20 protein-coding genes are annotated in these 25,107 nt (G+C 38.5%); 10 read left to right on the plus strand and 10 right to left on the minus strand.

What is annotated here, in order from left to right; translation table 11 throughout:
- The first annotated feature begins 113 nt into the window (after window positions 1-113).
- The 3 genes from HCO57_RS08345 to HCO57_RS08355 all read left to right on the plus strand — a co-directional run bounded on the left by HCO57_RS08345 (window position 114) and on the right by HCO57_RS08355 (window position 2,030).
- Window positions 114-524, plus strand: coding sequence for a BrxA/BrxB family bacilliredoxin (locus HCO57_RS08345; RefSeq protein WP_136949147.1), 411 nt, complete (start codon window positions 114-116; stop codon window positions 522-524).
- Between the two features lie 100 nt (window positions 525-624).
- Window positions 625-1,362 carry a lysophospholipid acyltransferase family protein gene (locus HCO57_RS08350; protein WP_167988639.1) on the plus strand — a complete coding sequence of 246 codons (738 nt, stop codon included), beginning with the start codon at window positions 625-627 and terminating at the stop codon, window positions 1,360-1,362.
- Window positions 1,359-2,030 (plus strand): HD domain-containing protein, encoded by a 672-nt coding sequence (locus HCO57_RS08355; protein WP_167988694.1) that lies wholly within the window; start codon window positions 1,359-1,361, stop codon window positions 2,028-2,030. Before HCO57_RS08350 ends, HCO57_RS08355 begins: the two co-directional genes overlap by 4 nt.
- 42 nt (window positions 2,031-2,072) lie before the next feature.
- Here the strand turns inward: HCO57_RS08355 and HCO57_RS08360 are convergent, their stop codons facing one another.
- The gene (locus tag HCO57_RS08360) at window positions 2,073-3,509 is read right to left on the minus strand and encodes a glycosyltransferase (RefSeq protein ID WP_136949145.1); all 1,437 of its coding nucleotides are present in this window, start codon (window positions 3,507-3,509) and stop codon (window positions 2,073-2,075) included.
- 259 nt (window positions 3,510-3,768) lie between these two features.
- On the opposite strand from HCO57_RS08360, the gene HCO57_RS08365 reads away from it, so the two are divergent.
- From HCO57_RS08365 to HCO57_RS08375, 3 genes are all read left to right on the plus strand, one after another.
- Window positions 3,769-5,193, plus strand: coding sequence for a Gfo/Idh/MocA family protein (locus HCO57_RS08365; RefSeq protein ID WP_167988640.1), 1,425 nt, complete (start codon window positions 3,769-3,771; stop codon window positions 5,191-5,193).
- A 441-nt stretch (window positions 5,194-5,634) separates the two neighbouring features.
- Entirely contained in the window at window positions 5,635-6,117 is a 483-nt protein-coding gene (locus HCO57_RS08370; protein WP_167988641.1) for a GNAT family N-acetyltransferase, read from the plus strand.
- A 122-nt stretch (window positions 6,118-6,239) separates the two neighbouring features.
- Window positions 6,240-6,893, plus strand: coding sequence for a hypothetical protein (locus tag HCO57_RS08375; RefSeq protein ID WP_167988642.1), 654 nt, complete (start codon window positions 6,240-6,242; stop codon window positions 6,891-6,893).
- Between the two features lie 131 nt (window positions 6,894-7,024).
- On the opposite strand, the gene HCO57_RS08380 is transcribed toward HCO57_RS08375, so the two are convergent.
- From HCO57_RS08380 to HCO57_RS08405, 6 genes are all read right to left on the minus strand, one after another.
- A complete protein-coding gene (locus HCO57_RS08380; RefSeq protein WP_167988643.1) occupies window positions 7,025-7,648 on the minus strand; it encodes a 2OG-Fe(II) oxygenase in 624 nt (207 codons plus the stop codon).
- A gap of 180 nt (window positions 7,649-7,828) precedes the next feature.
- Entirely contained in the window at window positions 7,829-8,902 is a 1,074-nt protein-coding gene (locus HCO57_RS08385) for a PA0069 family radical SAM protein (RefSeq protein ID WP_167988644.1), read from the minus strand.
- Window positions 8,903-8,963: 61 nt separating this feature from the next.
- Complete coding sequence (locus HCO57_RS08390) at window positions 8,964-10,508, minus strand: hypothetical protein (protein WP_136949140.1); 1,545 nt, start codon at window positions 10,506-10,508, stop codon at window positions 8,964-8,966.
- Between the two features lie 21 nt (window positions 10,509-10,529).
- On the minus strand, window positions 10,530-11,312 hold the full coding sequence (locus HCO57_RS08395; RefSeq protein ID WP_136949139.1) for an enoyl-CoA hydratase/isomerase family protein: 783 nt from the start codon (window positions 11,310-11,312) through the stop codon (window positions 10,530-10,532).
- A gap of 76 nt (window positions 11,313-11,388) precedes the next feature.
- Window positions 11,389-12,795 (minus strand): sensor histidine kinase, encoded by a 1,407-nt coding sequence (locus tag HCO57_RS08400; protein ID WP_167988645.1) that lies wholly within the window; start codon window positions 12,793-12,795, stop codon window positions 11,389-11,391.
- Window positions 12,796-12,951: 156 nt separating this feature from the next.
- On the minus strand, window positions 12,952-13,500 hold the full coding sequence (locus HCO57_RS08405; RefSeq protein WP_167988646.1) for a CopD family protein: 549 nt from the start codon (window positions 13,498-13,500) through the stop codon (window positions 12,952-12,954).
- A gap of 178 nt (window positions 13,501-13,678) precedes the next feature.
- Here HCO57_RS08405 and HCO57_RS08410 point away from each other — a divergent pair, with 178 nt between their 5' ends.
- Window positions 13,679-14,233 (plus strand): hypothetical protein, encoded by a 555-nt coding sequence (locus tag HCO57_RS08410; protein WP_167988647.1) that lies wholly within the window; start codon window positions 13,679-13,681, stop codon window positions 14,231-14,233.
- 9 nt (window positions 14,234-14,242) lie between these two features.
- Complete coding sequence (locus tag HCO57_RS08415; protein WP_167988648.1) at window positions 14,243-14,782, plus strand: hypothetical protein; 540 nt, start codon at window positions 14,243-14,245, stop codon at window positions 14,780-14,782.
- Window positions 14,783-14,854: 72 nt separating this feature from the next.
- Here HCO57_RS08415 and HCO57_RS08420 read toward each other — a convergent pair whose 3' ends face one another.
- Entirely contained in the window at window positions 14,855-17,950 is a 3,096-nt protein-coding gene (locus HCO57_RS08420; protein ID WP_167988695.1) for a WD40/YVTN/BNR-like repeat-containing protein, read from the minus strand.
- Between the two features lie 287 nt (window positions 17,951-18,237).
- Window positions 18,238-21,378, minus strand: coding sequence for a WD40/YVTN/BNR-like repeat-containing protein (locus tag HCO57_RS08425; RefSeq protein WP_167988649.1), 3,141 nt, complete (start codon window positions 21,376-21,378; stop codon window positions 18,238-18,240).
- Between the two features lie 114 nt (window positions 21,379-21,492).
- On the opposite strand from HCO57_RS08425, the gene HCO57_RS08430 reads away from it, so the two are divergent.
- Together HCO57_RS08430 and HCO57_RS08435 are read left to right on the plus strand one after the other, a co-directional pair.
- Window positions 21,493-22,353: a DUF4328 domain-containing protein gene (locus HCO57_RS08430; protein ID WP_167988650.1), complete on the plus strand. Its 861-nt coding sequence runs from the start codon at window positions 21,493-21,495 to the stop codon at window positions 22,351-22,353.
- Between the two features lie 92 nt (window positions 22,354-22,445).
- Window positions 22,446-23,147: a carboxypeptidase-like regulatory domain-containing protein gene (locus tag HCO57_RS08435; RefSeq protein WP_167988651.1), complete on the plus strand. Its 702-nt coding sequence runs from the start codon at window positions 22,446-22,448 to the stop codon at window positions 23,145-23,147.
- Between the two features lie 558 nt (window positions 23,148-23,705).
- Here HCO57_RS08435 and HCO57_RS08440 read toward each other — a convergent pair.
- Complete coding sequence (locus tag HCO57_RS08440) at window positions 23,706-25,103, minus strand: NAD-dependent succinate-semialdehyde dehydrogenase (protein ID WP_167988652.1); 1,398 nt, start codon at window positions 25,101-25,103, stop codon at window positions 23,706-23,708.
- Window positions 25,104-25,107 lie beyond the last annotated feature (4 nt).

A 25,107-nucleotide genomic window follows, 5' to 3' on the forward strand; every position in this document is an offset into this window, starting at 1 on the left:
TTATTGACGAACAAAGATAGACCATTAAAAAAAATTGCTAACGTGAACACCTTGTTAAGTTTAATCTGCTTATGCGACAAAAAGTTTATCTTTGAACTGTAAAAAGAAAGTTTATGTACCCAGAAGAATTAGTAAAACCAATGAGACAAGACCTAGCTTCTGCTGGTTTTGAGGAATTATATACAAGTGATGCCGTAGAAGAGGCACTTAAAAAAGATGGTACTACTCTAGTTGTAGTAAACTCTGTATGTGGTTGTGCAGCAGCTAATGCAAGACCAGCTGCTAAATTGAGTATTCAAAACAGTAAAAAACCAGACCATTTGGTAACCGTTTTTGCTGGTGTAGATACGGATGCCGTAAATACCGCTAGAGCAGCTATGGTTCCTTTTCCTCCATCTTCTCCAAGTATGGCATTATTTAAAAATGGTGAATTGGTTCACATGATAGAAAGGCACCACATAGAAGGTAGACCTGCAGAAATGATTGCAGAAAACCTAATGGAGGCTTATAACGAGCATTGCTAAGCTACAATTTAAAGCAAATAGAAAACCACTCTTTTAGAGTGGTTTTTTTAGTTTGTAAAGATTCTGTTTTACCTTGCCACCCTAAACTAACATAGACTCCATGCTTAAGATACTTTCTTATCCTTTAACAGTACTCTATCTTCTGTTATTTGGGCTATTTCTTGTAACATTTCATCCCATACAATGGATTTGTTTTAATTGGTTTGGATACGAAGCTCATAGACGTAGTGTCGCCATTTTAAATTGGTTTTTAATGCGGAGCACTACAGTTTTGGGCACACGTTATAGTTTTACCAACACGCATGATATCCCAACAGACAGGCCTTTAGTGATTGTTACCAATCACCAAAGTATGAATGATATTCCTGCTATAATTTGGTACATGCGTAAATACCACCCCAAATTTGTAAGTAAAAAAGAATTAGGCAAAGGCATTCCTAGTGTGTCTTACAACTTAAGGCATGGCGGCTCTGTACTTATAGACCGTAAAGACCCTAAACAGGCACTTATGGCCATTGCTTCTTTAGGAAAATACATAGAAGAACACAATAGATCTGCAGTAATTTTCCCAGAAGGTACCCGTAGTAGAGACGGTAAGCCAAAACCTTTTAAGCCCATGGGTTTAAAGACTTTATTAAAAAAGGCTCCCAATGCTCTGATTGTTCCTATAAGTATCAACAATTCTTGGAAACTTTTAAAGTATGGTAAATTCCCTATGGGATTAGGGGTACATGTTACTTTTGAGGTACATGAACCAATAGAAAATAGTAAAAACCTAGACGCCCTTTTGATACAAGTAGAAGAGGTAGTAAAATCTGGAATTAAATGGAAAGAATAGGAGACGACCAACTCATAGAAGAAACAATTGCTTTTGTAAAGGAAACCTTGCAAGGCGCAGAGGGCGGTCACGATTGGTTCCATATACAACGTGTATTCCGAAATACCATCCGTATTGCTAGGGATGAAAATGTAAATATCTTAGTAGCAAGCTTGGGAGCGTTGTTGCACGATATTGCAGATGCTAAATTCCACGATGGAGATGAAACCGTAGGTCCTAAAATGGCTTCGGCCTTTTTAGCTTCTTTAGCGGTAGAACAAGATGTAATAGACCACGTAGTAAAAATAATAGAGCATATTAGCTTTAAAAATAGCTTGGAAGACGGACCTACCTTTACGTCTCCAGAATTACTAGTAGTGCAAGATGCTGACCGTTTAGATGCTATTGGCGCCATTGGTATTGCTCGTACTTTTAATTATGGTGGTTTCAAAAATAGAGAACTATATAACCCCGCCATACCACCCAACCTAAACATGAGCAAAGAGACCTATAAAAAATCTACAGCGCCTACCATTAATCATTTTTATGAAAAGCTATTGTTATTAAAAGACAAAATGAACACCAAGACGGGAAAAGCTCTTGCAGAAGAACGCCATGCGTTTATGCTTAGCTTTTTAGAGCAATTCTATGCCGAGTGGAATCCTATAGGCATTAAAGAAGAAGCATAAAAAATGTCGGGCTCTTACCCGACCTTTTTATATAAATTTATTTTAAGGCATCAACTTAAATCGTCTTTGCTTTTTAGCGTCTAATCCTCTAGTTAACCACCCTCCTTTACTTACCGTCGCAATAGAATACGGCGTTATCCAGAACAAACCAAAGGTGTAAAATATGCTGTAGGAATACGCCCAAAACGACTCGGCAAAATTGTATTTTCTGGAGTAGAAAATAACCGAGAAAGAAGATAATATCAAAATACTTACCAATGAGGATCCAATAAATAATAACGGTTCGGTGACCACAAAGAACAACATGAATACAAATAATGGATAGCTCATTACAATTTTTAATACCTGACTGGTGAATAACAATCTTGCAGCGCCTTTACTATGTGCTCTAAAGTTGGTAAAAACAAACTTAGACATCTCTAATACTTCTCTAACGTTGCTTCTATCCCATCTAATGAACATTTTATACAAGTTTTTGTAACGCTCTGGCACATTGGTATAGCAAAATGCATTGCTTTGAAAAAGCACACTAAATCCTTGCTTTATTACCATGTTGGTTAAAGCTTGGTCTTCCCCTATATCAGAAGGTTTACCCATGAACTTTTGGTTAATCCATTCTTCTTTACAATTGAAAATCACCTCTCGTTTATAAGCTGCCAAAGCTCCTGGAGTACATAGCACCGTATTAACATTGCTTTCTGCGGAACGTACAAATTCAAAACTCAACACAAAACTTACATCTAACATTTTAGGCAACAATGCTTTTTTATTGTTTAATACCCGGATGTTCCCTGCTACTGCACCACATTTATTATCTACTATAAAAGGACTTACTAAATTCCGTAAGGTGTTTTGGTCCACAATAGAATCGCTATCTACTGTAACAAATACATCGCCAGTACCCAAATGGAAGCCTCGGTATAAGGCATGCCTTTTACCCATATTCTTAGGTTGCTGATAAATTTCTACTTGGTCTCCTAACACTTGCTTTGCTTTTTGCATCCATTCCCAAGTATCGTCCTTACTTCCGTCATTTATAGCGATAATTTGTAATTTTTCCTTAGGAAAATCGCTCTTAGACAAACTTATCAAAGTATCATAGACTTGCTTGCCTTCATTATACGCTGGTACAATTACGGTAGTAGTTGGCAATTCTGTATCACTCACAGATTTTATCGCCTTGTATTTTATGTAATGGTATAGAGTATATAAAAAGAAAAAGGCTTTAAATACTAAAAGACTCAACGCTAATAATAAGAATGAACGGCCTAGCAAAGAGCTACGTTGTTCTGTATTAAATTGTGTAAAATCTTCATGCAACACATACACCAAATAAATAGCGCCCAACATCAAGGCTAAGGAACTCCCCTTAACAAAGATTTCTGCACCATCTGCGGTATAAAAAAAGTGCTGTATTCGTTTTAAAAAAGTGGTCTTGTTTTGGTCTTGGTTGGCTTCCTTAGAAGTAGTTTTAGACATTATGTGTGCTGTTTTAGTGTTCTTGATTTAAATACACCTCTTATACGCACTTGGCTGAGCGTATGGATGACAAAAAATGAAATTTTAACACTATCGATATATTATTTAATATTTGTCTTCTTCCCTTAACGTATAATTAATACAATGCCTTTAGTAGCCTACCACTATCTGCTAAACTTTTTACAGCTGTTATCGGTCTAAAAAGTTAACATCATCTACCCCAAAATCCGTATCTTTTTAAAAACTAAAACTAAACCGAATGCAACGACGTAATTTTGTTAAAAATGCAGCCGCGGGTACGGCTGCCTTCACTATTGTACCCAGCTTTGTCTTAGGAAAAAATCACGTTCCTCCAAGTGACACACTTTATGTAAGTGCCTTTGGCGTGGGCGGAAGAGGTGCTGGAGTAATTGAAGGCCTACACAACACCGGTAAAGTAAAATTTGTTTCTTTTTGTGATGTAGATGATAGAGCTGCAGCCAATACCTACAAAAACTTCCCAGATGTAACCACCTATAAGGATTTTAGAACGGTATATGACAAACACCTTAAGGACATGGACGCAGTAATGGTAGCCACTCCAGACCATACACACGCTACCATTGCCCTACCGTTTATGAAAGCCAAAAAACATGCTTACGTAGAAAAGCCTTTGGCGCATAATATTTATGAAGCTAGGCTGATGACTAAAGTAGCTCGAGATAATAATGTAATTACCCAAATGGGTAACCAAGGCGCCTCTAGTGATGGTAGCCGTGTTGCACGGGAATGGGTAGAATCTGGCATTATTGGCAAGGTGCATACCATAGATTGTTGGACCAACAGACCCGTATGGCCGCAAGGTGTTGCCGTACCCAATATAAAAGAACGCATTCCTAAAGAGTTAGATTGGGATTTGTGGTTGGGGCCTGCTGCTATGAGAGATTATAATTCTAGATACTTACCTTTTAAATGGCGAGGTTGGTGGGATTTTGGAACAGGCGCTTTGGGCGATATGGGATGCCATATAATGGAAACTCCCTTTAGTGTATTAGACCTTGGCTACCCTACTGAAGCAGAAGCGAGTTGCACTACTGTTTGGGTAGGCGATTTTGTGGAGGCAGATTATAGCCCTTCTTGCCCACCGTCTTCTAAAATACATTTAAAATTTGAGCACGATTATCACGGAGATATACAACTGAATTGGTATGATGGTGGTATTAAACCAGATTTGCCAGACGAGCTTAAAGATGGTGAAACTATAGGCAATGGTGATGGTGGAACTATAATGTATGGCGAAAAAGGGATTATTGTAGCAGACACTTACTCCCAAAATGCACGTTTGTTACCGTCTGACCTCATGGGTTTCTACCAACAACCTACACCTAAATATCCAAGAGTTACTAATGGTATCAATGGTCATATCCAAAACTTTGTAGAAGGCTGCTTAACCGGGGTAGAAACCTCTTCTAATTTTGAAAAAGCAGGAAAACTTACCGAAACCGTACTTATGGGTAATTTGGCCGTACGGGCTTACCAATACAAAAAGTTGAAAGCTGGTAAAAAAGTAGGCGATTGGGATCCTTATAGGTACGAAGGCCGCCGCAAACTGCATTGGGATGGCGCTAATATGCGAATTACCAATTACGAAAAAGCCAACGAATGGGTAACTAGAGACTACCGTAAAGGTTGGGAGCTTTCTTAATTAAAAAGACACTATAGCTATAAAACCGAGAGTACTGCTCTCGGTTTTTTAATTTGCAAAAATTCCAACGAAAGCGCTACATGAATAGTTTAAACATTACCTGATATTTAGAACTATTTATTTTGGATTTTTTGCTTCATAAAAACAGACCCCTCAGTCCTGCGGACAGCTCCCCTTGCTAAAGGGAGCACTAAAATTTGTATTTGCAATAGACTTATTTCTAATTATTAACTTCAGGATGAGATGCTGAAACAAGTTTTGCATGACGACAGACAACACCACTTAATACTTCGTACTTTTTACTACTTACTGTTTACTTAGTACCTTTTACCTTTAAAGCAATCTTCAAGACAAACCAAAAAACAATGCTCAATTTTGATAAAACCCTAATTACTGAAAAAGTTATTCTAAGACCTATGCAATTAGAAGATTTTTGAAGCTATGAAAACACTTACTACAGACACCCAAATGTGGTATTATTTTACGGCTGATTTATCTAATGAAGTAACTTTAAAAAATTGGATTGCTACCGCGGTACACAACCGTGAGCAGCAAAAAGAATTGCCCTTTACCCTTGTGGACCCCGCTAATGGGGCTATTATTGGTACTACACGTATTGGAAACATTTCTACCAAAGATGGTCGTGTAGAAATTGGTTGGACGTGGATTGCCAAGGCGTATCAAGGTACTGGAATTAATAGCTTGGTAAAAAAACTACTCTTCAACTATCTCTTCACAGAAACGGCAACCCTACGCATAGAGTTTAAAACAGACGTGCTTAATATTGCTGCTCGTAAAGGCATGGAAAAAGTAGGCCTCGTAAAAGAAGGGGTATTGCGTAGTCATACCCTAATGACCAACAACCGTAGAAGAGATACGCTGTATTATAGTATCCTAAAAGAAGAGTGGAAAAACAATTCATAAACTTGTTTAAATGTGCTGCGTATATTGGCATGTAAAAGACTGTATTGGTATAATTCTTGTGGTAGGCAAATAACTTATACACTATAGTCATGAAGCCTAAATGTCTCAAAATTGGGTACATAATGCTCCTTTTTTTAAACGTATTATTAGCCCATTCTCTAAAAGCACAAGACAAAATACCCACATCTTTTTATGCAGAAGTTACAGGTTTTTACGAAGACCAATTCGATGGACTATACCTACAGTTTGATTTGGGCACAGAATTGTTCCGCTATAAATGGATAGCACCAGATTTAAGTGTTAATCTGTTGTATGGAAGTGTTTCTGATGAAAATTTTGACGACCGTAATAGAGATGGAGAAATTGACTTTAGGTCTTTTGATAGCCAGTCCTTTGTGGCATGGAATGCCGCTTTTGGGGCTAAGTTTATTATTGATGATGATACTGGACAATTTATAATACTACCCAAATACCATTTTGGCAAACAGGAAGCTACCGGAGAATATAGTAATACCGATGGTATTGCAAGTAAAACAAGAGCATTTACCAGCAACAGTCATTGGTCCCTTAGTGCCGGTTATGAGTTTCTGCACCCAAAATATTATAACAAATTTGGAGTGTACTTAAGATATACCCGTTTTAATGCTGGTAAAAGCCTTAACCATCTTAATCCCGAAAACCAGGTATACCACAGAACTAATTTTAATACGCCAGCTATTGGAATTACACTTCGCTTTTCTACTAGTTTTTCCAAAAAAGTTAGGGCCAGTTATTAAATATTAAGCGATGATTCTAGCCAATACAGGTGTAAACAACCATAACTTATTCAAATTCAAAACAAACCACTTTAGGCAAGCCAAGCTCTCCTAGCTTTAAAAATGGAAAAACCATTGCAATAACCCAAGTCTTAAATCCATGCAAGGCCCTTGGGTTGATAGGTAAGCCAACCCGTTAAGCTATACCGATCTTTGTGAGATTTTAATACCGCATGGGGTACTACCCCACTTTTAAATAGTACACATCTGTTGCCAAGCGGCTGTATCAAACTCAAAGATTTATCAGGTTCAAAAATTTCCAATTCACCCCCATCACCCATTTGCCACGTATCGTTTAAATAAATAATCATGGTGATCATGCGGTTACTTCGTTCTTCAAACTGGTCTAAGTGACGGGCATAATGCCCACCAGGCGGATAATGTGCTAGATGAAACTCGTGCCCAGACAAACTTAAGTAACAGTAGCGGTTGAGTACGTTTTTTGTCTCTTGTACCAGTTGCCAAAAAGAATTTAAGTCAACATCTCTATTGGTATCTAGCCATAAAGTTTTGTCTCCTCTAATTTTAGTACGTACTTGGTGGTTATCTAAACTACCAATACCCGCTTGTGTAAACTTATCTTGGTGTGCTACAAAGTAATTTTTTAGCGTATCGTAAAGAGGTGGGTTCAAAAAATTGTCGACCACTACGTAATGCTTATCAGAAAGCTCATCTATCCAACTGAGCCAATCTTCAAGGTCATGAAAGTCTATCACTTACATTAATAAAAAATAGCGCGCAAAAGTAAACTTATTTAGAATATAGCTGTGGTTTTTATTTTAATTTTTACAAGTAATTACCAATTCGCCAAACCACTAAATGAAAACCTAAAGAAACCTAGCATAGCAAAGAACAAGGTTACTTTGTATTAATTCTTTAATCGGAATTACACGTCGTTAAAACAATTTCAATTGGCCATCTTTATAAGCTTCATGCAAATCTGTTCGCAATTTTGGAAAACTCTTGCCTTTAAAATATTTCGCTTTGGCTAGCTGAACCATTTGGTGTATCTGTTCCGCTACAGCGCCATCGCCCTTCATTCTACTACCAAAACGGCTATCATTCAGTTTACCATCATGGCATTGCGCAATAAGGCTAAGTACTTTTGCTGCTTTATCTGGCATGGCTTTGTGCAACCAATCTGTAAATATTTCGCCTATAGCACCATTTAAGCGCACCACAGTAAATCCAAAAGAGCGTGCACCATGGTCAGACACCGCTTTTGCTAGGGTTAAAAGTTCATGACTATTAATTCCGGGAATTATGGGTGCCAACATTGCATTTACAGGAATACCTGCTTTAGATAAAGTTTCTATGGCTTTTAACCGCTTTTGTACCGATGCCGTTCTGGGCTCCAACAAACGTCTTGTAGATTCTTCTAGAGAAGTAATAGAAATATTAATGCCAACCAATCCTAAGGCATTCAATTCTAGTAATACATCCAAGTCTCTTAAGATTAAAGCATTTTTAGTAATTATCCCTACAGGATCTCTGTACTTTAGAAAAACTTGTAAGCATGCTCGCGTAAGTTTTAAATCTCGCTCTATAGGTTGATAGCAATCCGTATTGCCAGATAGTACTATGGTTTCTGCTTTCCAGCTTTTTTTCTGCAATAACTTTTCTAACAGTAGCGGTGCATCTTTTTTAAACAAAATTTTCTGCTCAAAATCTCTACCCGCGCTATAGCCCCAAAATTCATGGGCATTACGCGCATAACAATAAATACAACCATGTTCACAGCCTTGGTAAGGGTTTAAACTGTAGTGCATACCCACATCTGGGCTTGTGACTTTATTTACAATACTCTTTGGAAAAATAGGAATACGTTCCGTGGTATTCTTGGTTGGTTCTTCGCCAGAAATACGACAGAATTCTAAAAAATCATCTCGTTGTTCATGAATATCTTTTAGAAATCTATTATGCACATTTAGCTGTGCCCCACGACCTTTTTGATAGCTAGAATTGGACAATAAAATAGGATTTAATCCAAAATTATGGATTAAATCCTATTTCTGTAAATTTTTAACGCTCTTAGAACGCCACTTTAACCATTTGCTTCTTAGAACCACGCTTTGCATAGAAATACATAGCATCTTGTTTGCCTAAACGTAAGGGTGTAGATACCATTAACGGCAGTCTAGCTTCTTTACTATCTATAATCTTTTCATAAGATAGCTTTCCGTCTTTATTTAGAGCAATAGCGAAAACGTTTCTATTTTGTGTTAGCCCTTGTCTAAATATTAATCTTTCTTGATTAATTAATTGCGGATTGTCTGCCGCCGTGCAGATAAAAAAGTAAGTATTACCATCTTTGGTGTAAGAGCTGTAAGATGCGTAAGCACCATCGCCTTGTGTAACTTCTGCTTTATTGATATTACGAATCCAATGCAAATCCCCATTTGCTTTTAATTTGGCACTCATAATATCATTGTAATGAAAACGCTCCACCTTCATACGTTGTCCCGCACCGGTGCTATACATACTATTAGTTACAAAATATTCTTCTGCATTAAATAAGATGTCGTTCTCCTTAGTCACTGTTACTTCTTTAAAAACCAAGTTTTTTATCACTCTATCATCCTCACGACCAAACTTATCAAACATAAACTCGTCCGAAAATGGATGGTGTTTTTCTTCTGTAATGGTTAAGTCTGATGCATTTAAATTATAGTAAGAAATACCATTGTAACGATTATCCTTACGGTCTGCATAAAAGCCAACACACTTAATAGTATTTTCGGTGATTATGGGATACAAAGCTTCTGGATAGTTCCCTGGTGTGGTAAACTGTTGCGTCTGTACGCCAGCGCCATTAACCTTTAATAGCTCATATTGATATTTGCGTTCATCTTGCTTAAAACGTCTTTTCTTAAAATACGCTTTGGCTACAATGTAAGCAGTAGATAAATCATTGGTTAGCGCTAGCTGTTCAAAAGCGTAGTTTTTCTCTTCTGCTTCGCGATTAAAATCTACCTCCCAGCGTTTTTTAAGATTGGTATCAAACAACTGCAACGTATGCGTTTCTTCTTTTCCTTTAGAATGATGTGTACTGATTACGAATCCGGTTTTCTCTTTATTAAATAGTAAGGTGGTAGAAAAGCCGTTAGAAAAATCTCTATTGTAATAATTTTTACCAAAGGCACCATTGACCACTTTAGTTTTCATCTCATAAATACGCTCTGTAGTAAAGTTGATATTGGTTGTAGCAGTTTTATGCACCCAATACTCGTACTGCCCTTTATTATAATCGTAATTAAAAAAAATGAGATTAAGTGTGCCGTTTTTTACAAAACCATCTATCAACTGCATGTCTTTAAACTTGTAGTTGTATTCAGAGATAAGGTTCAAATCCTTGTCGTAACGCTCAATAAGATAGCCTTTGGGTTTTAGAATGAGTCCTGCAAAATAAGACCGCACCAAAATAAGACCGCCATCGCCATCTTCCTCTATGGTTACTAAATTAGAATACCGATGTCTATCGTTCTGTTTTTCTCCAAATTGATAGGTAATTGGCATATCTTGGGCCATAATACACCCTGCCATCAATAAAAAACAGCTTAAAAAAAGATTTTTCATAGGGACATTAGTTGGTTTAGACTATGAACCTGGAAAATTAGCTTTACGTTTTTCTAAAAATGCAGAGGTGCCTTCTTTAAAATCATCTGTACCAAAACATTTACCAAAAGCTTCAATTTCTACGGTATAGCCATTCTTTTCAGAATTATAACCCGCATTTACTGCTTTTATTGCTTGGGAAATAGCTACAGGCGAATTATTGATGATTTTACCTGCTAATTTATGGCATAACGGTAACAGCTCTTCTGGTGTTACTACGTAATTTACCAAACCGTGCTGTAGTGCTCTTTGCGCATCTATCATCCCAGCTGTCATAATCATTTCCATGGCTAAACCTTTACCCACTAACTGCGGTAAACGTTGTGTACCGCCGTAACCTGGTATTACGCCTAAGGAAACCTCTGGCAGTCCCATTTTAGCATTATCACTAGCTACTCTAAAATGGCAGGCCATGGCTAACTCTAATCCGCCACCAAGTGCAAAACCATTGACCGCAGCAATAACAGGTTTAGAAAGGTCTTGTATAAAATTGAATAAGATGTCTTGCCCTTTAGCAGCCAATTGTCCTCCCTGTTTTACCGCAAAATCTGCAAACTCAGAAATATCTGCGCCAGCAACAAAGGCCTTATCTCCGCTACCGGTTAAAATAATAACACGTGTGTCTTTATCTTGCTCTAGCTCATTTAAAGCATTATGCAACTCCTCTATGGTTGCTTTATTAAGTGCATTTAATTTTTTAGGACGGTCTATAGTAATCACCGCAACCCCATTTTCTTCTTCTATGTAAATGTTGTTGTAGTCCATCTAATGTTTTTAGTTGTTAATGTATCTAGTATTGTAAAGTTAAAAAATATGAGGAGCAACCCATGTAGTAACTGGGTTATTCTTTGGGGAATTTTACGATAAAAACAGTCCCTTTAGCTTCTTGACTGGTAAATTCTATAGTGCCATGGTAGTTTTCCACAATATTTTTAACCATTCCCAAGCCCAAGCCCATACCACTAGTTTTTGTGGTAAATTTGGGTTCAAATATTTTCTCTTTATGCGCGTCAGGGATACCTATACCATTGTCTGCTACGCAAATTTTAATCCAATCCTTTTCTTGAGCTACGGTGACCAAAATTCGAGGGTTATCTATCTCTGGTACAGCTTGCAAGGCGTTTTTAACCAAATTGGTAACCACCCTAATCAATTGTGTGCGGTCTAGTTTGGCAATAAGCGTGGTTTCATCCGATATAAAATGAATATAAGGCTCCTGAAATATATCTAAGGCCAGTTTGGTTACTTCTACCACATTCAAAGTTTCCTTTTGTTGGGCAGGCATATCTGCAAAATTAGAGAAGGCAGATGCTATGTTACTCATAATGTCTATCTGCTGCACCATAGTTTTAGAAAACTCGCTCAATTTCTCTGGAGCGTCCGGGTCTGTTGGGTTAAATTTTCTTTCAAAACTTTGTACACTTAAGCGCATAGGCGTTAATGGGTTTTTAATCTCGTGCGCCACTTGCTTCGCCATTTCTCGCCATGCCTGTTCGCGCTCACTTTTTGCTAATTTAGCTGCGCTTTGTTCTAATTGGTCTATCATACTATTGTAAGAATGAACCAGTTTCCCTATCTCTTCGCTAGGATTTTCTATATAAATTTTCTCGTTTCGCTTTGATAAACTGGTCTGATGCAACTTATCTGCCACGGTTTGTAAACTCCGGGTTATGTATTTAGAAACAAAATACGCCAAGATAATTGCAGATAACAACATAAGCAGATAAACACCGCCTAAGCGCATTAAAAATTCCTTTAACTCCATATCGTTAAAAGAATTATCTTCAAAATAGGGTAGGTTTATAATACCAATTGGTTTAAATTTTGGGTCATTGATGTATGTATAACTGGCTTGGTAATTATCCCCTGCTGCTCGTTTTTCTTCTACATAGCGTTTGGTAGGGCTTATTTCTAAATTGTTTAAGACCTCAGCATCCAAACAATTGCTAATAGAATCTGCTTCAAAAGCGGGTTTGGAAGATTTTATCAGTTGCCCTTCTAAATCGTAAATATTAAAATTTACATTTTGTACATCGGCAATCTTATAGATTTCTGTTCTAAAAATATGTGCAAGGTTCTCTGTAGACGGTTCATAAGTGGTCTCTTGAAGCACGTAATTCATGCTTTGCAAAATCTGCTCTTCTTTACGCTCTAATCGATTTTCATGATAATCGTTGGATTGTTCCCTATACTGATAGATGGTAACCCCGGCTATTAAAACAGATGCAATAACCACAAGTAAAATCATGGTAAAAAATATGCGTGATCTAAGGGAAAGCTTTTTAATCAAGGACTAGGACTTTATATCTAAATTAAGCAATAATCGCACCAAAGGCTAACATTAAAAATAGATTCCGATATTTTAAAGTTGTAGCTCTCGCTATATTTCCTAAACCGAACGGTTTTAGGCATTTGGATTTTTATCTCGAATCCGCTTATATAACTTAATTCCTAACATCAGCAGAATTCCTAAAACAAAGATTCCCACTACGCCATAAATCCAATTCACGGAACTTCTTAAAATGACCAAGAAGATAACTGCAAATAGAATTAGGGTGGTTACCTCATTAAAAATACGCATAAACCGAGAGGTATATTTTATCTCATCGCGTTGTAATTCTTTTACAATTAAATGGCATTTTATGTGGTACGCCCATAACAAGGCTACAAAAACTAATTTTACCTGCATCCATGGCATTCCTAATAATCCTGGGTTTAAATGTAATAAGGTCAATGCAAAGAGCGTACATAGAACAGCAGATGGCCACGTAATAATATTCCATAACCGTTTGGTCATTAATTTTAATTGTGCAGTCAAAATTTCTTTTTCTGGGGATGCTTTATCAGCTGCTTCAATATGGTAAATAAATAAACGGGGAATATAAAAAAGCCCTGCGAACCAAGTTACTACAAAGATGAGGTGAAGCGCTTTAATGTAAAAATATGCCTGCATATGCTCTCTAAATACTTCACAAACTTACTACAACCTTTTTAACTTTTATGATATTGAAGCAATTAACAATTTCTTAAAGCATCCTATCTTATATATTTTCATCTTAGTAAAAACCAAGCTACCTTATATGGCGCCATTACCTAAAAATATACCTCTTGTATATTATTGTTTCGCATTTTTGATAGGAAACCTATACCTCAGTCATAGTCAAGATTCTATTCCAAACTACCAGCATGAGATAGCGCTGAATACAACTTATTTACTTGCAGACGCTTCAGCTTATCTAGTTTATGAAAACAGATTTGATAAAAAGTTTTCTGCGGGAGCTGGACTTTGGTACGGCAGATACGGCATCAACAGCAAAGATTTTACTGACGGTTTCAGCGATGGTACACGTGATTATGAAATTACACCTTTTGCTAGATGGTATGTAAGAGGTACACAACGCACAAGTTTCTTTATTCAAGGATTTGCAAGTATCTACGGAGGCCGTTATGACGGTATTAGTAGAGAAACCACAGCTGCCGGTTTTGGAGTTTATAGAAGAGGTATAAATAATTATACCAATCTTGCCTTGGGTGCTGCGATAGGTCAGGAATTTTTGTTGTTTAAAAAGCGTGTTTCACTTGAATTGGTTTTTGGATTAGGAGGCGATTTATCTGGTCAAGAATACTATTATGATTGGGGCATTTCTATCGCGCAATCAGGGATAAATATTGGATATAGATTTTAAAATATTGCTATGAAAAAAATACTCGGAATTCTAAGCCTTTGTGGATTAATACTAGTTGGCAGTTGTATATCTGATGATGATTTTTTTGTACCGCTACTTACCATCGAAGATGCATTTACCTTTGAAAATCAAGAAAACTATCAAGTAGGAGACACCATTTATTTTACATTCGAATTTAGCCGTTACCTACCTGAAGATGGCCAACCAAATCTTTTAGACATTTTTGAAAGCACAGGAGAAACTGATTTTTACTATGATGTAGAATTCAGTAAATTTTCAAGTTTCTCCAATAGTTATCAAAGAATTTTTGCCGAAGAAAGCAACTATTATTCACCTGATGGGGAAACTAATTTAGCAAGCTATAACCCTGATACTGAAACATACACTTCTACCACAGCAATTGTTTTGGTAGAACCAGGTGAATATCTTTTAAATTTTAATGGCGTTTATATTAGTAATTACAACTACACTCCTAACAAAGTATATTTAAATATTCAAAACATTGGTGTAAACTCACCACAAGAGTATTTTTTTACAGTTATTGAATAAAAAAATGGAAGGTTGTTTAAAAAACATACCCTCCATTTAATCGCTAACCCAATTTTAAAAGCTTTGGCTCGCTTATATACTTAACGCGCCAATACCTGCCTCCCACAATAATTTATTAAAGACTGGTATAGCATTTTGTTCTAAATCTGTTGCTGTTGCCTTAAGGGTTTGCCACTGTCTATCCAATTCCGCTTTACGTTGCTTGTTAGCTGTATTTACCCTTGGTATATCGCTATTGGTTTGATTTATTAGGAACAGATACTCTGCAGTAAACTTATTGGGAAAATTCTCCACATCATCATAGGCTTGCGATTTACGTTGCACCATCTCTTCATCCCAAGATTTAAGTTTGGCTAGCAACTCCTTTCCTTTCTGCTTTAATTCCTCGTCTTTAACTTTAGGCAAAATACCATTCAGTTTATTCTGAATTTTATACAATCTATTCACCTGTTGATGCATGGCGGTTAATTCCTGCTCCATAGCACTCATGAAAGCATCAAACTCCTGATAGTCTTCTGCAGATAAATTGTAGGTGGGTATCTTTGTAATTACCGCCTTGGTCGTAACGGTTTTTCCGTCCGCTTTTAGCGAAATGTTATAGTTACCCGGAATTACTTTATGTCCTGTAAAACCGGCTTCAATATATACACCCGGAACACCTGGCATTATGGGATGCTTCATATCCCACACAAAACGATTGAGCCCTTCGTTCTTGGACAATCTGGGCGCCGGTGGTGCACCTCCTCCGTTGTGGGGCACATAGGTTGAATCTTTCTCCGAAGTAAATGAACGAATCAATTTATTTTTTTCATCGCTTATTTCAATGGTGATGTTTGCAGCATCATCCAACTTAGGCAACTCGTAATACAACACCACTCCATTTGCTGGATTTATACCTTCAAAAGGATGTGTTCCAGTAAATTTATCGGTATTACCACTCATTGGGCTTCCCCACGACCCTAAGTAAGCGTCGTCTGGCTGATAGATTTTTACTTCATTGGTATCTCCTTTTTTATAAGCAGTAAGCACATCTAAATCATCTAAAATCCAGAAAGACCTGCCGGAAGTCGCTACGATTAAATCGCGCTCGTGTACTTTTAAATCCAAAATTGGCGTAGTGGGTAAATTCAACTGAAAAGGTTCCCAATTAGTACCGCCATTGAACGAAATATACATCCCTAATTCGGTACCGGCATACAGCAAATCTTTACGTTTAGTGTCTTCCCGAACTACACGGGTAAAGGCTCCGTAGGGAATTCCCGTATTGATTTTCTCCCAAGAGCTACCATAATTGGTGCTCTTGTAAATGGCCGGGGTATAATCGTTAAACTTATATTTTGTCGTAGCAATGTAAATGGTGGCAGGGTCGTGTGGTGATACTTCGATGGCATTAATCAAAGCTTCCCCTATTCCTTTGGGTGTGATATTTTCCCAAGATTCACCTCCATTTTTAGTAATGTGTACCAAGCCATCATCACTCCCCGTTAACAGCACCCCTTTTTCGTGTGGCGATGCTATCATATAGGCCAGGGTGCCGTAATTTTCTGCCCCTACGGCTTCGTTGGTGTATGGTCCACCACCATTACCTTGTTTTTCATCAATATCACGCGTTAAATCAGGAGAGATTTCTTCCCAATTTTTACCCATATCGCGTGTACGCAGTACCAACTGTGCACCATGGTAATAGGTGCCTGGTTCGTGTTTGGAACCTATTATCGGCGCATTCCAATTGTAAAGGTATTTCATGTTACGCGCTTCCCGACCTAGATACTGAATAGGAGCTGCCATAATCTGAGTAGAAGCTTTACTTTCCATATCTAACACTTCAATTGTGCCCAAATAACTTCCTCCTAAAACATATTTTGGATTATCTGGGTCAAACGCCAAAAAGGCACTTTCCCCACCTGCAGCATAGGTCCAATCTTGTTCACCAATACTATACCTTCCTAAAGACCTGCTGGCAATCCGTACCGAAGTATTGTCTTGCTGCCCTCCGTAAATATTATAGGGGAATAAATTATCAACACTAATGCGATAGAACTGTGCAGTTGGCATATTGTCTTGTGGCGACCAGGTTTTGGCAAAATCAAAGCTCACCGCGGCACCACCGTCATTGGCGATTACCATGTTATTGGAGTTGGCTGGATTAATCCATAAATCGTGATAATCTCCATGTGTTCCTGATAAGGTTTCCCATGTTTTTCCTCCATCGGTAGAACGTAAGGCTGGAGCACTTAGCACATACACCGTATCAGCATCGTTTGGGTCTGCAAAAACTTCAATATAATACCAGGCGCGTTGTACCAATCTATTATCTCCACTCACCATTTGCCAAGAAGCACCGGCATCATTCGATACAAACAATCCACCTTTATCTTGGTTGGAATCACTCTCAATCAACGCATAAACTCTATTGGAATCGGCACCACTTACCGCAATGGCCATTTTACCTTTTTCTTCTGGTAAACCTTTATGAATTTTGGTCCAAGTTTCCCCAGCATCCGTAGACTTGTACAAACCACTACCTACACCACCACTTACTACCCTATTGGGTTTGCGTTGGTGTTCCCACATGGCGGCATACATAATTTCAGGGTAGTTGGCATCGATAGACAACTCTGATGCTCCGGTAAGTTCATTGACGAACAAAGTGTTTTTCCATGTTTTGCCGCCGTCTACCGATTTATAAATACCACGTTCTGGATTCCCTTGGTGTAAAGCACCTTGTGCTGCTACATAAACGATATCTGGATTTGAAGGATGAATAACGATACGAGAAATATGCTGCGTTTTGGCAAGTCCAAGATGCTTCCATGTTTTACCGGCATCGGTAGATTTGTAAACCCCATCACCGTAAGAAGTCATTACCCCTCGTGGCGCATGTTCTCCCATTCCGCAATAAATGATGTTCGGATTGGAAGGGGCCACCGCAACAGCACCTACAGAACCTGTTTTAAAATAACCATCAGAAATATTCTCCCAGCGTTGGCCAGCAGTTGTCGTTTTCCACAAACCGCCACCCGTAGTACCCATGTAATAGGTGAGCGGATCACCTATAACACCGGTTGCAGTTACGGAACGCCCACCTCTAAACGGACCAATGTTCCGGTATTTAAGTGGCTTAAAATAATCGTTAGCAGATTGGGCAAAAGTAACTGTAATTGCCATGTATGCTAGTAGTAAAACAGCTTTTTTAATATTCACTTTATCTAAAATTATCTTACTAATTAATCGTTTTTCCAGTTAATACATGCCTGATTCAACAGGCCCCTCCACCCTGTGGGCACCTCCCCTAACTTAGGGGAGGACCTTTAACTAAATGCCTATATCTTTTAAGTACTAAGTCATCATTCACTTGTTCCCTCCTTCTTCAAGGAGGGGTGGCGTTAGCCGGGGTAAGTATGTACTTTCTTCCTGTTTGGTACTGCACTTAACTGAAAGGATAAATCTTACGACTATTCCTCAATGGACAAATAATTTAAACCAAGCTGATTGAACTCCGCATTAAAAGCCTTCATTTCTTCATCAACTAAGGCATCAAACGCCTCTAATTGGGCTTCAATTTTAGCTGTCATCTCGTTTTTAACCGCTATATCTTGTGCCGTTGGTGGAAAATCATCTATACTGACAAGGCTGTTCAGGTGACCAAGCTTGTTGGTCAGGCGAATTGGGAAGTTCAACGGATCTTGATTACTTCTATTCTTGGTTTGATATAGGGTTTTCTCTATTTCAACAAACTTTTCCTTCATACCCTTAGCCTTCTCTACCAAGCTTTTTGTGGCCGAATTATCGTTGTACTGCTTTACAAAGGCATCTAGCTTGGTATTTATAGCGCGAATCTTTTTTATAGACTGATGCGCTCTATCTATAGTCTCATTTATGCTCGTTATAAAATCATATTGCTTTTGCATATCAGCAACAGAAACCTCTGCTCTAGGGTCCGGTAAAATTTTAAAGTTTTCCGTTTGTATGTTACCATTTACACTAAGACTTACTTTATACTCCCCTGGAACTGCTTTAGCTCCTTCTAAAGACGCCCACCAAAGAATCATACCTTTTAATTTTTCCGCACCTTTACCGCGGGTATCCCAAACATGGGTATTGCCACCGGCTTTAAGGTCTTTTAAGGCCTGTTTTTTATCTTTTGCCATGCTGCTGTACATGGCCAAAGTATCTCCAGACTTACTTAAATACGTTAGTTGAACGGTATCTTTTTCTTTATCAAAAGCTTTTAAATAAAAATGGGTAACTACTCCATTAGGGTGATTTTGTCCTTGCAACAAACTTGGCTTGGAGGCTGCCCTACCTTTGGTACGGTAACTATCTTTTGGCGCAAAAAGTTTGGCCGCAACATTAGTATCAGCACTTGCTATCTGATGTAGTACGGTTAAATCATCTATCATCCAAAGGCTACGACCTTGCGTGGCTACAATTAGATTGTTGTCTTTGATGGCCAAATCCGTGATAGGCACAATAGGCAAATTCAACTGAAAAGGTTTCCAAGAAGCACCATCATTAAAAGAAATATACATACCTGTTTCTGTACCGGCATACAATAAACCCTTTTGTTTTGGATCCTCACGAACCACTCTAGTAAAATGCTCATCTTCTATACCGTTCGTTATTTTTGTCCAGGTAGCCCCATAATCCGTGGTTTTATACAAATAGGGTGCAAAATCGCCCAACTTATAACGCGTACCTGCCACGTAGCACGTACCTTCATCAAAAGCGGAAGGTTCAATGCTATTGATCATCATCCACTCTGGCATGCCCGCTGGCGTAACATTTTTCCATGTTTTACCTCCATCTTGGGTTATATGCACCAAACCATCATCACTACCTACCCAAAGAAGACCTTCCTTTAGCGGACTTTCATTTGCAGCAAAAATGGTACAATAATATTCTACACTGGTATTGTCTTGGGTTATGGGCCCTCCACTAGAACCAAGTTTGGTAGGGTCGTTACGTGTTAAATCATCGCTCAACAATTCCCAGCTTTGCCCTTCATTGGTGCTTAAATGCACGTGGTTAGAAAATGTGTATAATTTTTTAGGGTCGTGCTTACTAAAAATGATTGGGAAATTCCATTGAAAACGATACTTCATAGCCTCTGCACCCGCACCCATTGGGTTATCTGGCCACACATTAATGCCCCTAGTAGTACCTTTATCGTGGTTTACCCGGGTTAAAAATCCGTCATAACTACCTCCGTAAACAATATCATTGTTTAAGGGGTCTACCGCTATGTGGGCACTTTCACCGCCCGCTGTTGGCTCCCAATCGGCTTCGCCAATGTAGCTACCGTCTGAGCGGTGTTTAATGCGCAGCGTACTGTTATCTTGCTGCGCCACATAAATACGATATGGAAAAGCATTGTCCGTAGTAACCCTATAAAATTGTGCTGTTGGTTGGTTGTAGTACGTACTCCACGTTTCACCACCATCATAACTTACTTGGGCGCCACCATCGTCCCCAATAATCATTCGTTTGGAATCCTCTGGAGAAATCCATAAATCATGATGGTCTCCGTGCGGCGCATTAAAGGTTTTAAATGTTTTACCGCCATCGGTAGACTTGTGGTATCTTACGTTAAGCACATACACCACATCTTCATCTTCCGTATCTGCATACACACGGGTGTAATACCAGGCACGTTGGCGTAGTTTACGCTCACTATTTACTTGGCTCCAAGTTTTACCACCATCATCTGAACGGTATAAACCACCTTTATCCTTATTCTCTACAATGGCCCAAACACGCTCACTATTCTTTGGCGATACGGTAACCCCTATAATGCCTAAAGTATCCGTAGGGAAACCTTCATTCTTGGAAATTTCTGTCCATGTTTCACCACTGTCCGTACTTTTCCACAAGGCAGAACCCTCGCCACCACTACTTAAGGAATAAGGTGTGCGCTGCGCCCGCCATGTAGACGCATATAAAATTCTAGGGTTGTTTGGGTCAAAAGTTAAATCCACAGCACCTGCTTGGTCATTCACAAATAAAACCTGTTTCCAATTTTTGCCGCCATCGGTACTTTTGTAGATACCGCGTTCTTTGGTGGGTTTATAAATATTGCCCAAAACCGCGGCATACACGGTATTATAATCCGTAGGATGCACCCGAAGCCTTGGCACATGCCTACTTTTCTCTAGACCGGCTTTTTCCCAAGTTTTACCCCCGTTTTCTGTTTTCCAAATACCGTAACCACTAGATACATTGCCACGTAGGGTTTTTTCCCCACCACCAACGTAAATTACATTAGGGTCGCTTTTAGCAACCTCAACGGCTCCAATACTACCGCCAAAATAGCCGTCAGAAATATTTTTCCATGATCTACCTCCATCTAAAGTTTTCCAAACACCACCACCGGTAGCACCAAAATAATAGAGGTTAGGTTCTCCAGGAACACCGGTTACTGCGGCAGAACGCCCACCCCTAAACGGACCCACCAAGCGGTATTCCAAACTAGAATACAGTTCTTCTTTAGGAGCTGTGTCTTGATTTTGTTTTTTCCTGCGTTGTGCTTGGGCCGTAGGAATTGCCAAAGCAAGGGCACATAGTACAATGCCCATTTTTTGAAGCGTGGTTCTCATTTTTTTAAGCAAGTTGAATTAGTCAGTCTTAAAAATAGTGATTTTCCTAATACTCAAAACTTTTTGATATACAATACGAAGCAGAATACTAACGTTTTTAAATAAACCCAAATCATGACCAGACAACAACACCTAGCCTTTTGTAAAAGCTGTAATCACCGTTATTTAGATTATGATGCAGGAATTCTATGTTTCTTAACCAAAGCTAAAGCCAATTTTGATACCAGTTGCGTTGATTATGTAAAGGACGAATCCATTACCAAACCAGTGGCTGAGGCCCAAGCGATACGTCCGAATAAAAAACGTTCGCAATGGGTGGTAGGCTTTCTTTGGGCCTTACTCGTAGTAGAAATAACCAGTATCATATCCTCCTATTTTAATATTCGCATTTTAGAAGACCTCCAAAATGGTGTTGAAGTGGACGAAATGTTCGCCACCTTTAATGATTTACGGGAAGCTGCCATTGGTCTATTAAATTTTATTATTTACATCGTTATTATTGTTTTGTTTATTCGCTGGTTTAGACGAGCGTATTACAATTTAGGTTTACGTGGATACACCTTGCACGATGAAGGGTGGGCCTCAGGAGCTTGGTTTGTACCCTTTTTGAATTTATACCGCCCCGTACAAATAATGAATGAGATAGACACTAAGCTAAGTTCTTATATCAACGCCTTTAGTCCCGTTCAACGGAGTACCACCAATTACACCTTAATTGTTGTCTGGTGGTTTTTATGGATAGTAGGAGGTATTATTGACCGTATGGTATTTAAAAAGACGATGAATGCAGAAACCATAGAGCAGCTCATACAATCTTCTAATTTGCAAATTATGAGTTTAATAATAGGCATCCCTTTAACCCTAAGCATCATATTTTTAATTAAACGCGTTAACGAGAAAGAAGAGACCTTATTACAATTAGAAAGAGAAGCCACAGCAGGCTCTTTTGAAAGTAGTGATACTACTGCTCTATAACTAGCATTGTTTACTCATTGAAACTATCTGTTAACTCATTCATGATTTAATTCTTCATAGCCAAATACTAGTTTTAGCAAAAAATAAACCAGATGCGTATACAATTAAGCATTCCTAATCCTTGTTCTGAAAACTGGAATCAGATGACACCAACACAACAAGGGGCATTCTGCCAAAGCTGTGCAAAAGAAGTGATAGACTTTACTAAAACATCTACGCAGGAGCTAGCGAGAAAAGTGAATAAAGGAGAACGTATCTGTGGGCGTTTTAAAGCAGCACAATTAAATGTTCCATTGAAAGAAACCAGTTCTTCCAATTTTAGAAAAAACACATTGTTATTGGGATTTACTAGTATACTTGCTACAACAGCTCCTGCCCTAGCTCAAGAGCAGCCAAAAACTTGCCCTACTCAAAAAGTAGAACATGTTTTAGGTAGAGTAGCCGTCCAACCTACTGCCAAACTCAACAATTTAACTCTTACGGGCACGGTAAAAGATTATTCAGGTCCGCTACCAGGTGCAACTGTTAGTATTAAAGGAACTGAGTTAAAAACGGAAACCGATTTTGATGGTAATTTTTGTTTGCAATTGGATGGCAGTTATTTCAATAGCGAGGTTACCTTAATCATCCGTTATATTGGTTTTGAAACACAAGAACAAAAAGTAATTCTAAATTCAAGTCATCTTGAAATACAACTTACAGAAATGGAAGAAGAGTTGTTAGGTGAAATAGTTATTGATGAAAAGCCAAATTTTTTACACCGGGTCGGTAATCTATTTCGAAAGAAGCATTGACTCTGTTTTAATTCCCCAGCTAGCGCTGTACTGAGTGAGCAATAAAATACCAGAGACCACAATTTAAAGCTATGGTTTTTTTATTAGGCAGTATATACACTTAAAAAGACGTTGAAGCAAGTCTAGAATGACCAAGAAAACATCACTTAATACTTCGTACTTTTTACTTACTAAGAGGTTTCTCAGTCGTAACTTTACTACTCCTATCGAAATGACGATAACATACTGATTCACTATTCATTCTAACTTTTAACCTCGTACTTGAATAAAAGCAGACGCCTGTCCTGCGGACAGCACCCCTTACTAAAGGTAGCAGCTACATTGTCAAAGAAGATAATCTTATAACTTTTAACTAGTATCTCAAAACTTAAAAAACAGATGCTGAAACAAGTTCAGCATGACCAATATGGAAAACACTTGATTGTTTGTTTAATTTCTTAGTCTAAAGAAGATTTATCAATCCATGCGCAACTTTATCTACGGAAATGAAAATTGAGTAATACCAACAAAAAAAGAGGGCCATAAACCCTCTTTTCACCATCACAAATCACCATCCTCCTATTCTGAAAGGATAACTGATTTTACGTTCACAAATTCGCGCATACCAAAACCTCCATGTTCTCTACCGTAACCCGAGTTTTTAATACCACCAAATGGCATTTCTGGGTTCGCCAAACCAAAGGAGTTGATGAATACCATTCCGGTATCAAAATGATTTTGCGCCAATTCAATAGCTTTTTCTTTGTCTTTGGTAAAGATTCCACCCCCTAGTCCAAACTGACTATCATTGGCAATACGCAAGGCATCATCCGTATCTTTTGCTCTAATTAGCGAAGCTACAGGGCCAAACAATTCATCGTCAAAAGCGGGCATGCCAGGTTCTAGATTTTCTAATACTGTAGCGGGATAGTAATATCCATCCGTTTGTGGCATTTGTCCACCGCAAAGCACATTGGCACCCTTCTCTACGCTCTCAATTACCTGTTGGTGCAATTCTTCTCTTAAATCTTTACGCGCCATTGGACCCAATTCGGTCTCTTCTTTAGTTGGGTCGCCCATTTTTAAAGCCTTCATTTTGCTAACAAAAGCTTTTTTAAATTCGTCATAAACGGCATCTACTACAATAAACCGTTTAGCCGCAATACAGGTTTCCCCATTGTTGTAGATTCTACCCTTTACACAAGATTCTGCAGCAGCTTCTACATCCGCATCTGCTAAAACCAAGTAAGCATCGTTACTCCCTAGTTCCATCACTGTTTTCTTCAACACCTTGGCTGCTTTTGCAGCTATTATTCTACCAGCGCTTGGACTACCCGTTAACGTAACACCTTGTACTAGATTGTTCTTAATAATTGCATCTGACTGGTCGTGATTTATAATCAGCGCTTGAAAAGCGTGCTCTGGCAATCCTGCCTCATTAAAAATTTTCTCTAACAACTTACCTGTTCCGGTAACGTTACTCGCATGCTTTAACAGTACGGTGTTCCCTGCCATTAGATTAACTATAGCATAACGGATTACTTGGTAAGCAGGGTAATTCCATGGCTGTATACCGTAGATTACGCCCATTGGGGAATAGGTAATTATGCCTTCGCCCCCATTCATTAATTCTCTTTTTTCTGATGCTAGCTGCTCTGGCGCTTTTTTTACAGTGTAGTCACAAATTGCTGCACATAACTCCACTTCGTGCTTACTTTGAGATAAAAGCTTGCCCATTTCGTCCGTCATTAACTGTGCAAGCTCATCGGTATGTTCCAAAAGCTTTTTACCAATATTCTTGATAATTTCTCCGCGCTCCTCTAACGATTTGTGTCGCCATGAGGTAAACGCTTTATGACTATTGCGCACGGCATTGGCCACCTCAACATCTGTCATCTGCGGGTAGCTACTTAGCGCTTTGCCCGTTGCAGGGTTTGTAGTTTCTATTTTTTGTGTTTCTATTGTTATCGTCTCCATCATT

Origin of the sequence: Croceivirga sp. JEA036 (assembly GCF_011882165.1) — a bacterium.
In the GTDB taxonomy this organism is placed as follows: domain Bacteria; phylum Bacteroidota; class Bacteroidia; order Flavobacteriales; family Flavobacteriaceae; genus Croceivirga.